This window comes from Collinsella aerofaciens (genome assembly GCF_020181355.1).
GTDB lineage: Bacteria > Actinomycetota > Coriobacteriia > Coriobacteriales > Coriobacteriaceae > Collinsella.
Genome location: NZ_CP084004.1, coordinates 2,069,072 through 2,083,395, shown reverse-complemented (window position 1 = coordinate 2,083,395; position 14,324 = coordinate 2,069,072). Strand labels below are relative to the sequence as shown.

Genomic DNA, 14,324 nt, shown 5'->3' with positions numbered 1-14,324 from the left:
GCGTGATAGGTGGTCTAGTGGGAGGTCTCGTCGTCGAGCGCGCGCTTAATGCGGTCGCCCTCGGCAAGGAGATTCTCCAGATAGCGCTGGTCGCGGTCCTTGAGCGCACGGCTGTAGGCGCCGAGCGATTCGATCAGATGGTCGATCTCGTAGGCGAGCGCGTCGGCGTCGTCGATCATGAGCTCGGACCACATTTGCGGGTTGAGGTGCGCCACGCGGGTGAGATCGCGGTAGCTACCGGCCGAAAAGCCGTGGTGGACCTGGGCGGTGGGGCTTTTGACGTAGGCGTTGGATACCACGTGCGCAAGCTGGCTCGTAAACGCGATGACGCGGTCGTGCTCGGCGGCGCTGGTCACGCTGAACTTGCCAAAGCCCAAGGGGCGCACCATCTCGCGCACCTGGCCCAAAAGCTCCAGCTTGAGCGCATCGTCTACCGCGGGCGGTACGAGCACCAGCGGGGCGCCCTGGAACAGGTCGGCACGAGAGTTAGCGTAGCCCGAGAACTGGGTGCCCGCCATGGGGTGCGCGCCCACAAAGTAAAAGCCGTGCTCGCGGGCAAGCTCAAAGGCGCGCTCGCACACGATGCCCTTGACGCCCACCGTGTCGATCACCACGGGGCCCATGATGGCCTCGGTGTCGGTGGCGTCGGCGAGTGCCCGGGCATGCGCCTCGAGCCACTCGATGCAGGCCTCGGGGTAGCAGGCAAGGACGATGATGTCGCATTCGCCGAGTGTCTCGTCGTTGAGCTCTCCGGCGACAGTGCCCATGCTGGCGGCCGTCATGACATCATCATCGGGGTCCCAGGCCAGCACGCGGACGCCCGTCTGCGCATAGCCGCGGGCAAAGCTGCCGCCGATGAGGCCCAGGCCCACGATGCCCGCGCATTTGGGACCGCCCTGGTTAACGCGCGCGTTTCTCACCGTACCCATGGGCTACTCCATGGTCTCTTGGCAGACGACCTCGCGGATGGCGCGAATGCGGCGCATGGCGTCGTCGAACTGGTCGGGGGTGAGGGCCTGAGCGCCGTCGGACCATGCGCGGCTGGGCTCGTCGTGGACCTCGATCTCCAGGCCGTTGGCGCCGCAGACGGTCGCGGCGAGCGCCATGGGCTCAACGTAGCGGGTGTAGCCGGTGGCGTGGCTGGGGTCGGCGACGACGGGCAGGTGCGACAGGTGGTGCAGCACCGGCACGGCGTTGAGGTCGAAGGTGTTGCGGGTGCGGGTCTCGAAGGTGCGGATGCCGCGCTCGCACAGGATAACGTTGTCGTTGCCCTCGCTCATGATGTACTCGGCGGCCATGAGCAGCTCGTCGATCGTGCCGGACATGCCGCGCTTGAGCAGAATCGGGGTCTGGGTCTTGCCGACCTCCTTGAGCAGGGGGAAGTTCTGGGCGTTGCGGGCGCCGATTTGCATGACGTCAATCTTCTTGTCAAGGAAGACCTGCACGTCGCGTGGGTCCATGATCTCGGTGACGATCGGCATGTCGAGCTCGGCGGATGCCTCGCACAGCAGGTCCAGGCCGGCGGGACCCATGCCCTGGTAGGCGTACGGGGAGGTGCGGGGCTTGTAGGCACCGCCGCGCAGCATCGTGGCGCCGGCGGTCTTCACGCGGCGGGCGATGCGGATGAGGTTCTCGCCCTCGACGGAGCAGGGGCCGGCGATGACCTGGAACTGGTCACCGCCGATTTTGACGCCGTGGCCGCAGTCGATGACGGAGTCCTCGGGGTGGAACTTGCGGTTGGCACGCTTGAACGGCTCGGAGACGCGCTGCACGCGCTCGACGACGTCCATGGACTCGAGCAGGAACGGGTCGATCTTGGTCGTGTCGCCCACCAGGCCGATGATGGTCTCATTCTCGCCGCGCGAGACATCGGTCTTCAGGCCCTTTTTCTCAATCCAGCTGACGATATGGCCGACGGCCTCGTCGCTGGCGCTCTGCTTTAAAATTGCAATCATGGTGTGCCTCTCACCTCGATGGATAACTTTTGCAAAAACGGCCCGCATCGCGAGCCGTGTATATGGTGCATGTGAGTTTATACTATCTGACTCGCTTTTGCCTTCTAAAGTGGGCCGTTGCGCCTCGTCTCCCACGGAATTGCAAAGCTTTTTCTTTTATTTTGATAGCCCGTGGCGCACTTGGGTATAATGCCAAACGTTGGCCCTATTAGCTCAGGGGATTAGAGCGTCTGCCTCCGGAGCAGAAGGCCGTTGGTTCGAATCCAACATGGGGCACCATCGAACGTAAGACCGTCCGAACCTCGCATGATCCGGGCGGTTTTTCTTATACCGACGCGACGTGATGGGACGTGGTATGGCAGCAACGGATATCGAGCGCGGACTCTCAACCGCCGAGGTCGAGGAGCGTATCGCCGCCGGTAAAATAAACCGCAACATGGAACTCAAGACCAAGTCGGTCAAAGAGCTCATCATCGAGAACCTCTGCACGCTGTTCAATTTGATCAACGTGATCTTGGCTTTCCTGGTCATTTTGACCGGTTCGTTTAAGAATCTGACGTTCCTGTTCGTGGTGTTCTTGAACACCGCTATTGGCGTCATTCAGTCCATGCGTTCCAAGAAGATGGTCGATAAGCTCACGCTGCTGACCTCCAAGAAGGCCATCGCGGTGCGCGACGGCGCCGAGGTGGAGCTCGGCCTGGACCAGATCGTGCTCGACGACATCATCCGCTTGGGGCGCGGCGACCAGATTCCCGCCGACGCCGTGGTGGTGTCGGGCGAGGCGCTCGTGAACGAGAGCCTGCTGACGGGCGAGAGCGACCTTATTAAGAAACAGCCAGGCTCTGAGCTCATGAGCGGCAGCTTTATCGACTCGGGCCTGCTGCGCGCCCGCGTGATCCATGTCGGCGCCGACAACTACGTGGCCAAAATTAATAACGAGGCCAAGTACGTCAAAAAGGTTAATTCCGAGATCATGAACGCGCTGAACGCCATCGTGCGCTTTGCGAGCATCATCATGATCCCGCTCGGTTTGGCGTTGTTTGCCTCGAGTGTGAGCGAGCTGTGGGATGCCGCGGGAACCCCGGGCGATAGCGCGCTTTCGTGGTGCTTCTCCGAGCTGTTGGCCGGTTATGTGCCTTCGTCGGCGCTGCTGTCCACGGTGGGCGCCCTGCTGGGTATGATCCCGCAAGGCCTGGTGCTGCTGACTTCGTCGGTGCTCGCCATCGCCACGGTGCGCCTGGCCCGCCGCAAGGTGCTGGCACAGCAGCTCTACTGCATCGAGACACTCGCTCGCGTCGACGTGCTGTGCCTGGATAAGACGGGCACCATCACGTCGGGCCGCATGGAGGTCGAGGGCACGTATCCGCTGCCGGTTGAGGGCGTGAGTCTAGGCGCCGGCTCGGACGAGGCGGCCGTTCCCGTCGATACCACGGTGCTCGATTTTGCACTGGCTAACGTCGCGCGTGCGACTTCGGCCGATGCCAACGAGACCTGCCAGGCGCTGCTCAACTATTACGCCGACCGCCCGGTCGAGGTGTCTGAGCCGCTGTCGGTCATTCCGTTCTCGTCCTCCAAAAAGTGGAGCGGCGCGTCGTTTGCGCAGGGCTCCTATGTGATGGGTGCGGCGCAGTTTGTGCTCTCTGATCGTGTGTTTTCGCAGGTCGAGAACCGTGTCGCCGAGCTTGCCGATACCTGCCGCGTGCTCGTGGTGGCGCGCGTGGACGGCTTTACGCCCGATGGCGATATGGTGGGCGAGGCCGAGCCCGTGGGCTTTGTGACCATCCGCGATGAGATTCGTACCTCGGCGGCCGAGACCATCGGCTACTTTAACGAGCAGGGCGTGACCCTCAACGTGATCAGTGGTGACGACCCGCGTACGGTGTCGTCGATCGCGTGCGTGGTGGGCGTGCCGGGGGCGGACGCTTATGTGGACGCCACGACGCTCGATACGCCGGCCAAGCTCGATGCCGCAGTGGACCGCTACCATGTCTTTGGTCGTGTGACCCCGCAGCAGAAGCGCGAGCTCGTGCAGGCGCTCAAGCGCCGCGAGCACACCGTGGCCATGACGGGCGACGGCGTCAACGACGTGCTGGCGCTCAAGGAGGCCGACTGCTCCGTCGCCATGGCGGCCGGCTCCGATGCCGCGCGCAACGTGGCCGAGATCGTACTCGTTGACAACGACTTTGCCTCGATGCCCGCCGTGGTGGCCGAGGGCCGTCGCTCCATCAACAACCTGCAGCGTTCGGCGTCGCTGTTCCTGACCAAGACGCTGTTCTCGATGGGCCTGGCGGCGCTGTGCATCGCGCTGCCGCCGTACCCCTTCGAGCCCATCCAGATGACGCTCATCAACTTCTTTTGCATCGGCGCGCCGGGCTTTGTGTTGGGCCTGGAGCCCAACAATGCTCGCGTGAAGGGTGCGTTTTTGAGCAACGTACTCAAGCGTGCACTGCCGGCGTCGATTGCGGTCATTTTGGCTGCGGCACTCGATATCTTTGTGGCGCGCGTGTTTGGCTTTAGCCAGCTCACACTGTCTACGATGTGCCTGCTTACGTCGTGCGCGGCGAGCGTCAGCCTGATCTGGCGCATCTCACAGCCTCTCACGCCCTTACGTGTGGTGCTCTTTGTGTTTGTAGTCGCCGGCATCCTGGTGGGCGTTATCGGATTCCCGGAGCTGCTGTCTATTGCTAACCTGTCGATGGGCCAGATGGTTATCTTGGCTGTCATCGTGGTCTTTATCTGCTCGGTGTTCTTTAAGCTCGCCACGATGATGGATTCGCTCAAGCCGCGTCGTCGTCATGCCGCAACTGGTTTTGGCCGCGGTGTGCGCGTCCGCCTGGGTCGCGGTGGCGGCAAGGTGAGCTCGACGGGCTCGACGGCCGAACGTTTTGCCAAGCGCGTCGCCGCCGACATGGCGCAGCGCCGCGAAGATCGCACCGCTCGCGAGGCCGAGGTCCGCGCACTCGAGGGCGTGGCCCAGGCCCAGCCCAAGAAAAAGAAGAGTACCGGAGCTAAGCGCTCTCGTGTGACCAAGTCCGCCCAAGGCATCAAAGTCTCGATGCCAAGCAAAAAGAAGAAGTAGCTACGCGCCCTGGCGATGTTGAATTGGTGCCTTGTTCCTGTGGGGCCGTGGCGATGTTATGCTCTAACCTCGATTGTTTGAATTGCTTCGAAAAGAGGATGCCGTGATCTGCCCGCATTGCCTTAAGACTATCGAGGACGGCGCCTCGTTCTGCCCCTACTGCAACGCCTATGTGGGTCCGGGCGATGGTCCCGAACACACCGAGTTCGTGTTCTGTGAGGGCTGCGGTGCCCGTCTTTCTCCGCATGATCGCACGTGCCCCAAATGCGGACGCCCTGCTCCGGGTATCCTCTCCGAGGACGCGGCCGCATCCGACCTGGCAGCGGGCCGCACGGCGGGCTTTCCGCGCCTAACGCAAGAGCAGATCGATACCGAGGTGCCTCATGCGCCGGCCTCTGCCGCTGCGGTGCTTTCGGATGCCGCCGACCCCAACGAGACCTGCGTGCTGCCGGCCTTCGATAAGGATTTCGGTATCCCCAAGGTCGATATTCCCACGCCCGTTTCCCTGCATGACGATGCTCAAAAACCCAAGCGCAAGGTGCATCCCGACGAGGACGCCTATCACAAGCACAAGCGTCATATCCCCAAGCCGCTCATCGTCATCGCGGTCCTTGCCGTCGTTTGCGGCGGTGCCTATTGGTTCGTGACGGCCGATCCCATGGGTGTCATGCCTGCCTTCTACGACCAGTTTGGTCAGGCTGCGCAGACGACCTTCCCCACGCGCCAAAAGGGCGAGGCGACTGAGGACGATACCAAGCAAGACGATTCTGCCGAGGTGGTCCAGGAAGAAACCGTGCTGACCGATGATCAACTCTATACCAGGCTCGACGGTCTGTATCAGACCATCGTGTCCTACGGTGACGAGGACCAGATTGGCGAGGTCATCGATTCCTTTAACAACGGTTATCTCCGAACGCCGCTGTCCACCCGTCAGGAGCTGTCGCAGAGTGCCTACGCCCTGCGCGACCAGATCAAAAAGACGCAAGATGAGCTCAACAACCTTAAGTATCAGGACGATACGGTCTATGCGGACGACATCGCCCACTTAAAGCAGCTTGCCGAGTGGATGTACGAACGTGTCGACGTGATCTGCCAGAGCTGGGATATCTCGCTGGCCATTCCTGATGGTGAGTCGATGAGTTCCCACCAAAGCGAGATCCTGGCGCCCATCGCGCAGGGCGGCAACAGCGCGCTGAACCAGTACGACGCCAATGTGGGCTCCTGGAAGCCGCAGCAGCGTTCCTATAATTAGTTCGCCATAGTCGGCATAACCTACGTGCGCAATTGATGTAAGCGCATGCTTATTGCTACAATTCGTACAAATATGCTTTAAACGCACGAGGAAGGAACCACATGTTTGGTTTTAAGAAAGAGCTCTACACGCCCGAGTATCAGCTTGCCGGCGACGAGTGCGCCGTTATCGAGACGTCGAAGGGTACCATCAAGGTCAAGTTTGACGGTGAGGGCGCTCCCATTCATGTCGCGAACTTCTGCGAGCTTTCCACGATGGGTTTCTATGATGGCCTTAAGTTCCATCGCTATGTGCCCGGCTTTGTCATTCAGGGCGGCGACCCCAATACCCGCGATATGTCCGGCGCCGACGTCGCTGCCGGTCTTGAGGGCCCTGACGGCATGCCCGGTACCGGTGGTCCCGGCTACTGCATCAAGGGCGAGTTTGCCACCAATCCGCGCAACAGCCATGTCGATGGTGCCCTTGCCATGGCGCGCTCCATGGACCCCGATTCCGCGGGTTCGCAGTTCTACTTCTGCCTGGGTGCCCAGCATAACCTCGATTCCGGTTACACCGTCTTTGGTACCACGGTCGAGGGTCTCGATGTGATTTCACAGCTGCGTGCCGGCGACGAGATCGTCCATGTCGAGATCGTTCACGAGTAAAGGGGACTTCCTTGAATAGCCAGCTGATCCAACAGGGCCGCGCCGCTTACCGCGCGGGTGATTTTTCCGCTGCAGCCCAGATGCTTGGGGCGGCAAAAACTCCCGATGAGATTATGGGCGAGGCCGATCACCTTCGTGGTAACGCCTTGATGCACCTGGGCATGTATGCCGAGGCCGCCGAGGCCTACGCCGCTGCCCTCAATGACGGCACCTACGGCAAGCGCGGCGCGCTGCTCACCAACCGCGGCAAGGCACTCGCCGCCGTGGGCGACTACACGACGGCCGCCCAGGCGTTCTCTGCTGCTACGCAGGATGCTTCCTATGCCACGCCGTTCAAGGCCTATCTGGGCCTGGGCAATGCGCTGTTCCAGTCGGGCGACTATGCCAACGCGGGTACTGCCTTTCGTCAGGCCGCCATCGACGGCGCCAATCCGGCTCCTGCCGCCGCACTCGGCGAGCTCGGTCGTTGCTTCATTAAGCTTGGCCGTCCGGCGGATGCCGTGGAGACCTACCGCACGGCTATCGACTTTGCCGGTCCCCGCGACGACACGCGTGCGCTCAACGCCGGCATGGGTCAGGCGCTTTCTGCCGCCGGCCGCCCCTCCGACGCACTCGACGCCTTTAACGCCGCTACTGCCGATGGCATCTACCAGCTCACCTCCGAGCAGGCCGATGAGCTTGCCCGCGTGCACGATTCGCTTGCCGCGCTGTCTGCCCAGACGGCTATGGCCACGGCTCCGGCGCCCGCGATGGACGCTCCTGCCGTTGATCCGCTCGATCCTACGGGCGCGACCGGCCAGTTTATGCCCGATCCCTCGGACACCGGCTTCTTTACGCTGTCCGAGTCCGAGATGGTCCAGCAGGACCGTCAGGATCGTAAGCAGGCCAAGGTCCGTCGTCGCCATCGCCACACGGGCCTCAAAGTCTTCATCGTGCTGCTTCTGCTCATTTTGATCGCCGCGGGCGGTCTGGGCTTTGCCTACACGCGCGGCTTTGGCTTCCCGTCTCAGGAGTCTGTCGTTACCGATCTGTTCCAGGCTGCCGGCGACGGTGACACCGCAAAGGCCGAGTCTTGCCTGGCCTCGAGCCTGTCCGAGGACGCCAAGTCGATGATCATCTCCTCGATTCCGCAGGGTGCCACCGTGTCCGTCGAGGGTATGGATCAGTCCATGACCGAGACGACCGCCAAGGTTAAGGCTTCGCTGTCCAAGGGCGGCGAGCAGGAGTACACCGTCAAATTCGTGCGCTCCGACAACCATATCGGCTGGGCCGTTTCCTCGCTCGATATGGATTTCTCGGCTGCTGACAACCAGTAGTGACCTTATGGGATTTAGCTTTGCCCGGCGCTTCACCGCAAGTGAGGTGCCGGGCTTGCGCTAGTATGATGAGCTAGTAGTTTTCCAGCAATCATCCAACACATCAGGAGTTGCGTTGTTTTCTTTGATGGATATGTTCTTCGGTAGCTATGCGGGCGATCTTGCCATCGACCTCGGCACCGCAAATACGCTTGTCTCCGTGCGTGGCAAGGGCATCGTCATTCGCGAGCCCTCTGTTGTCGCCATCGACAAGAACGACGAGCGCATCCTCGCGGTCGGTATCGAGGCAAAGCGCATGCTCGGCCGTACGCCCGGCAACATCGTGGCCGTTCGTCCCCTGAAGGACGGCGTCATCGCCGACTTCGATGTTACCGAGGCCATGCTCCGCTACTTTATCGACAAGGCGTCTGAGAAGCGCTATCCGTGGACCCCGCGTCCGCGCGTTGTCGTCTGCGTTCCCTCCGGTGTCACGTCTGTCGAGAAGCGTGCCGTCTTTGAGGCTACGATCCAAGCCGGCGCTCGCCAGGCCTATCTGATCGAAGAGCCTATGGCCGCCGCTATCGGCGCCGACCTGCCCGTCGAGGAACCCACCGGCTCCATGGTCATCGACATCGGTGGCGGTACCACCGAGGTTGCCGTTATCGCTATGGGCGGCATCGTCGTCTCGCAGTCCATCCGTATTGCCGGCGACGAGTTCGATCAGGCCATCCTCACGCACGTTCGCGATGCCTACAACCTTGCCATCGGCGAGCGTACGGCAGAGGACATCAAGATCAAGGTCGGTTCCGCCGTGCCGCTCAAGGACGAGCTCGACGTCGAGGTCAACGGCCGCGACGTGATCACCGGTCTGCCCAAGACCGTGCGCATCGAGAGCGAGGAGATTCGTCGCGCGCTCAACAAGCCGCTCGACGAGATGGCCAAGGCCGTCAAGGACGCCCTCGATGCCACGCCGCCCGATCTTGCCTCGGACCTTATGTACTACGGCATTTTGCTGACTGGTGGCGGCGCGCTGCTGCGCGGTCTCGACGTGCGCCTGCGCGATGAGACCGGTGTTTCGGTCAACGTCAGCCCCACGGCGCTCGATAACGTCGTTAACGGCTGTGCCCGCGTGCTCGAGGCCAATGCGTTTGATGGCGGCTTCGTCCAGACCAATGCTTAATTTCCAAAAGGTGGATTCCATTTGGCACGATCTTCGGGTTTCTCCACAAATCTGAATACCAAGCGACAATCAACGGGTATGCGCCCGTTGATTGTTTTCAGCCTGATTTCGGTGTTGCTGCTCACGTTTTACATCCGCGAGGGCGAGGCAGGGCCGATTCATGCCGTGCGTTCGGGCGTAACGACGATTACCTCTCCGGTGCGCTTTGTGGGCTCGGCTGTGGCGGCTCCCTTCAATGCGATTGGCAACGTGTTCTCTAACCTAACGGCGTCGCAGGACACGCTCGACGAGCTCAAGAAGCAAAATGAGGAGCTGACCTCTAAGGTCGCCGAGCTTTCTGAGGCTCAAAAGACTGCCGAGCGCCTGGAGGGCCTGGTCGGGCTGCAATCGACCTACAATCTCAAATCGACCGCAGCTCGTATCGTTGGTGCCTCCGGCGATGCCTGGACCTCGACCGTTACCATCGACAAGGGCTCTGCCGACGGCCTTACCATCAACATGCCCGTGACGAGTTCTGCCGGTGTTATCGGCCAGATTATCGAGGTATCGGCCAAGACCTCTACCGTGCGCCTGATTGGCGACGAGAACTCGGGCGTGTCCGCCATGGTGCAGGACACGCGCGCCCAGGGTATGCTGCAGGGTCAGGCTGACGGCACGCTGCGTCTTGAGTACGTGAGCGTCGACTCCGATGTTAAGGTTGGCGATATCATCGTGACCTCTGGCATCGGTGGCGTGTTCCCCAAGGGCCTTCCGCTTGGCACCGTCTCGTCGGTTGAGAAATCGGCAAACGACGTGTACTACACCATTGTGGTGCGCGCTCAGACCACGGCCGAGAACAACGAGGAAGTGCTGGTCATCACCTCGCTGACCGACGAACAGTCGGCCTCGGATGAGGACGTGAGCACGGCCAACAGCACGCCGCAGGGAACGTCGCGCGATGCTGTGACCAAGACGAAGGACGAGAGCTCGGATGACAGTTCCGACACGTCCGAGACGACCGATTCTGGCTCGAGCGAATAGGGGGCATGTCCATGGATCTACACGAGCAGGGGATGAGCTCCCGCACGTTTGTAATCGCCGCCATTGTGTGTGTGCTGCTGCAGGCAGGCCTGGCACCGCAGATCTCCATTGCGGGAGGTCGCGTCAACTTCATGATTATCCTGGTGTGCCTAAGCGTGTTCTCGGGCGACCCGACCCGTGCCGTCGTGTGCGGTTTTTGCAGCGGCTTGTTTTATGACCTGTCCGCTGCCGTGCCGGTGGGCGTTATGTCGCTCCTGCTGACCGTGGGTTCTTTTGCCCTGGTGCACAGCGCCGTCGGTCAGACGGGCGGTACCCCGAGTGCGCGCGGCGTCACCGTGGGCGCCTTTGCGCTCGTCATTAATGTGATCTACAGCATCATCTTGCTGTTTATGGGTTTGGAGACGAGCTTTGTCGTGGCGATCTTCGGCCATGCGCTGCCGTCCTCGATCCTGACGGGTCTGGTTGCCATTCCGTTTTTGATGTCCGGCGTCGTGCCGCAGTCCGGCTATGGATTCTCCGCACGTGGCGGACGCCAGACGGGTATGCGCTTTAAGCCCAAGACCCGCAAGCTCAAATAGGGGAGGCCCGTAGATGTCTTCCCAGATGACGGTTATTATCGCCGGTATCGTGCTGGTTGTGGCCATCGTGGTCGCGCTGGTCATCATGCGTCGTGGCGATTCCCGTTTTACCTACGATACACAGCATGGAACGGCCCCGCGCGCCACCGAGGGCGAGGGCAATACCGCGGCGACCGCCTTTAAGGGCCGCTTTTCCATCCTCACCACGGGTGTGGGCGCGATGTTTGCGGCACTTGCCGTCAAGCTGTGGGGCATGCAGATGGTCTCATCGGACTATTACGAGAAGCAGGCCAATAGTAATCAGACTCGCACCGTTACCACACCCGCTGTGCGCGGCCGCATCCTCGACCGCAATGGCGTGGCGCTTGTCCAGAACCGTCCCTCACTTGCTGTCGTGGCCTACCGCGACCTTGCCGAGGATGAGGTTCTGGTTCGCCATCTTGCCAACGTGCTTGGAATGCCTTATGTGGCGGTCCTTCGCAATATTCAGGACAATACAGAGGGCGCTCAGAGCCTGCATACCATCGCGACGGACGTCCGTCGCTCCACGGTTGCCTATATCAAGGAACACGCCGGCGAGTTCCCGGGCGTCAAGATTGCCGAGCGTACCGAGCGCCAGTATCCATACGGCGAGACGGCATGCCATATCTTGGGCTATACCGGCACCATTACCTCCGAGCAGCTCGAGGCCCAGAATAAGAAAACCTCTGGCGATGATGATGCTTCTGCTGGCAAGATTACGTACCAGTCGGGCGATATCGTGGGCCAGGCGGGCGTTGAGAGCTACTACGAAAACCTGCTGCAGGGTATTCGTGGCGAGCAGACCGTCAAGGTCGATGCCTCGGGCAATGTGACCGGTCAGGCCGGCGCCGTGCCCGCGAAGGCCGGCTCCGACATTAAGCTCACGCTCGACCTTAAGATCCAACAGGCCTGTGAGACGGCGCTGGCGAGCGCTATCGAGCTTGCCAAGACCACTGGCTACAGCAATGCCGGCAACGGCGCTGTGGTGTGTCTCGATCCCAACAATGGCGAGATCCTGGGCATGGCGAGCCAGCCCAAGTTCGATCCATCCGTCTTTATCGGCGGCGTCTCAAATGACGTGTGGACCGAGCTCAATGATGACAAGGGTTCGCACCCGCTGCTCAACCGCGCCATTAGCGGACAGTACATGTCGGCCTCGACCATCAAGCCGCTCTCGGCACTGGCCGGTCTTGAGTTTGGAACCTACACTTCAACGCAGACAACCAACTGCACGGGTTATTGGACGGGTCTGGGCAAGGCTTGGGGCAAGCGCTGCTGGCTGACGTCTGGCCACGGCACCATGACGCTGCAGTCGGGTATCGCCAACTCGTGCGACCCCGTCTTCTACGACATGGGTAAGGCGTTCTTTTATGACGAGCAACATCCCGAGGGCCTGCAGGAGGTCTTTCGTCGCTGGGGCCTAGGCAAGACCTGCGGTATCGATCTGCCGAGTGAGGGCGCGGGTCGTATTCCCGATGCCGAGTGGAAAGAGTCATACTTCACCGACGCCTCTGCCGAGGACCGCAAGTGGAATGCCGGCGATATGACCAACATTGCTATCGGCCAGGGCGACATCCTGGTGACGCCCCTGCAGATGGCGTGCGCCTATATGGGTCTTGCCAACGGCGGCAAACAGTACGTGCCTCACGTATTTTTGTCTGCCGTGTCGCGCGATGGCGACGGCGATGCCTATAAGTACAATGGCAAGGGCAAGAAGAAGCGCCTGGAGGCCAAGATCAACAGCGATTCGGATTTGGCTCTTGTTCGCAACGGCATGCACGACGTGATTTACACGGCATCGACGTCCCTGGCGGCGCACTTTGGCACCCTGACGCCGCAGGTATACGGCAAGTCGGGCACGGGCGAGAAAAGTGGCGAGGACGAATACGCGTGGTTCTGCGCCTATGCACCGGCCGATGATCCCAAGTATGTTATCGCTACTGTCCTGGAGCAGGGCGGCGGCGGCTCAGATACCGCGATGCATGTCGTGCGCGACGTGCTCGGCGTGATTTATGACGAGCCCGATACCTCTTCGGCCTCGGGCGATTCTTCGGTTCGATAGGAGGTTGCGATGGATTTTTCTCCGGCGGATCTGTTCCGTTCAACCAAGACCGGCTCTCGCAGCAGCCTGGACCGCGTCAACAAGCATCTTTCGGCCTCGCGCGGCACGTTTCGCCAAAAGGTGCATATCGGTGTGCTCGTGGCTACTGTGGCGCTCGTCGCCTACGGTGCCATCATTATCTGGTCGGCTTCGCAGTTTAAGGCCGATGCATCGTTTTCACGCCATCTTCTGGGAATTGGCATCGGGGCGGTGCTGGCGGTGCTGGTCTGGCGTACCGACCTGCGCGGTATTTCCAATTTCTCGACGGCGTTGCTCGTCATCGACCTGATCGTGATCCTCTCGCCCAAGATTCCGGGTCTGTCCTATACGGGCGGTCTGGGCATGACGGGCTGGATCAAGATTCCCGGTATCGGCTTGACATTCCAGCCCGTTGAGCTTGCCAAGCTCATCACCATCTTCTTTATTGCTACGCTTGGCTCGCAGTATAACGGTCGCATCGATACCGTTCGCGACTACGTCAAGCTCTGCGGCATGCTGTCCATTCCGTTTTTGGCCGTCGTTGCCATGGGCGACCTGGGCTCGGGCCTGGTCGTGCTGGTTTCGGGCGCCATCGTCATTTGTATGAGCGGTGCACGCCGCGAATGGGTGCTGTCGACCCTGGCCCTGCTCGTGGGCCTGGTGGCCCTCGTCCTGGCGCTCGATTCGGTCTTTGATTCGCTGCTCGGCCACGATGTGCTCATCAAGCAGTATCAGATGAACCGTCTGACGGTCTTTATCGACCCCGATAATGCCGATTCGGACGATGCGTACAATCTGCAGCAGTCGTTGATCGCGGTCGGCTCGGGCGGTTTCTTTGGTAAGGGCCTGGGCCATGCGACGCAGTCGGCCGGCGGCTTTCTGCCTGAGTTCCACACCGACTTCGTCTTCGCCTTTTTGTCCGAGACCTTTGGCTTCTGCGGCTCCTTTTTGCTGCTGTGCTTGTACGTGCTGCTCATCTTCTCGACGATCCGCGTTGCCTTTAAGTGCGAGTCTCTGTTTTTGCGTCTTTCGTGTGTTGGCATCGTTGGCATGTGGGCGTTCCAGACCTTCGAGAACATCGGCATGTGCATCGGCATGATGCCGATTACCGGTATTCCGCTACCGTTTATTAGCTTCGGTTCGTCTTCGATGATGATTCAGCTGCTGACGGTGGGTATCGTACAATCCATATGGCGGCATCGTTCGGGCGCCGCGTAACC

11 protein-coding genes and 1 tRNA gene are annotated in these 14,324 nt (G+C 61.0%); 10 read left to right on the top strand and 2 right to left on the bottom strand.

Annotated features, from left to right (window positions below):
• Nucleotides 1-14: 14 nt before the first annotated feature.
• The gene (locus LCQ44_RS09120; RefSeq protein WP_225093656.1) at nt 15-929 is read right to left on the bottom strand and encodes a prephenate dehydrogenase; all 915 of its coding nucleotides are present in this window, start codon (nt 927-929) and stop codon (nt 15-17) included.
• Nucleotides 930-932: 3 nt separating this feature from the next.
• The gene (gene aroF, locus LCQ44_RS09115; RefSeq protein WP_225093655.1) at nt 933-1,955 is read right to left on the bottom strand and encodes a 3-deoxy-7-phosphoheptulonate synthase; all 1,023 of its coding nucleotides are present in this window, start codon (nt 1,953-1,955) and stop codon (nt 933-935) included.
• A 202-nt stretch (nt 1,956-2,157) separates the two neighbouring features.
• Here aroF and LCQ44_RS09110 point away from each other — a divergent pair.
• From LCQ44_RS09110 to LCQ44_RS09065, 10 genes are all read left to right on the top strand, one after another.
• Nucleotides 2,158-2,234: transfer RNA gene (locus LCQ44_RS09110), tRNA-Arg, on the top strand.
• 76 nt (nt 2,235-2,310) lie between these two features.
• Nucleotides 2,311-5,034 carry an HAD-IC family P-type ATPase gene (locus LCQ44_RS09105; protein ID WP_225093654.1) on the top strand — a complete coding sequence of 908 codons (2,724 nt, stop codon included), beginning with the start codon at nt 2,311-2,313 and terminating at the stop codon, nt 5,032-5,034.
• Between the two features lie 103 nt (nt 5,035-5,137).
• Nucleotides 5,138-6,286, top strand: coding sequence for a zinc ribbon domain-containing protein (locus tag LCQ44_RS09100; protein ID WP_225093653.1), 1,149 nt, complete (start codon nt 5,138-5,140; stop codon nt 6,284-6,286).
• Nucleotides 6,287-6,387: 101 nt separating this feature from the next.
• Nucleotides 6,388-6,930, top strand: a complete 543-nt coding sequence (locus LCQ44_RS09095; RefSeq protein ID WP_006236059.1) for a peptidylprolyl isomerase — start codon at nt 6,388-6,390, stop codon at nt 6,928-6,930.
• Between the two features lie 11 nt (nt 6,931-6,941).
• The gene (locus LCQ44_RS09090) at nt 6,942-8,246 is read left to right on the top strand and encodes a tetratricopeptide repeat protein (protein ID WP_055309859.1); all 1,305 of its coding nucleotides are present in this window, start codon (nt 6,942-6,944) and stop codon (nt 8,244-8,246) included.
• Between the two features lie 127 nt (nt 8,247-8,373).
• Nucleotides 8,374-9,405 carry a rod shape-determining protein gene (mreB, locus tag LCQ44_RS09085; protein ID WP_006236061.1) on the top strand — a complete coding sequence of 344 codons (1,032 nt, stop codon included), beginning with the start codon at nt 8,374-8,376 and terminating at the stop codon, nt 9,403-9,405.
• Between the two features lie 78 nt (nt 9,406-9,483).
• Nucleotides 9,484-10,425, top strand: coding sequence for a rod shape-determining protein MreC (gene mreC, locus LCQ44_RS09080; protein ID WP_138374991.1), 942 nt, complete (start codon nt 9,484-9,486; stop codon nt 10,423-10,425).
• Nucleotides 10,426-10,436: 11 nt separating this feature from the next.
• Nucleotides 10,437-11,003: a rod shape-determining protein MreD gene (locus tag LCQ44_RS09075; RefSeq protein ID WP_022094761.1), complete on the top strand. Its 567-nt coding sequence runs from the start codon at nt 10,437-10,439 to the stop codon at nt 11,001-11,003.
• Nucleotides 11,004-11,016: 13 nt separating this feature from the next.
• Nucleotides 11,017-13,086: a penicillin-binding protein 2 gene (gene mrdA / locus LCQ44_RS09070; protein WP_138374980.1), complete on the top strand. Its 2,070-nt coding sequence runs from the start codon at nt 11,017-11,019 to the stop codon at nt 13,084-13,086.
• Between the two features lie 9 nt (nt 13,087-13,095).
• The gene (locus LCQ44_RS09065) at nt 13,096-14,322 is read left to right on the top strand and encodes an FtsW/RodA/SpoVE family cell cycle protein (RefSeq protein WP_225093652.1); all 1,227 of its coding nucleotides are present in this window, start codon (nt 13,096-13,098) and stop codon (nt 14,320-14,322) included.
• Nucleotides 14,323-14,324: the final 2 nt, after the last annotated feature.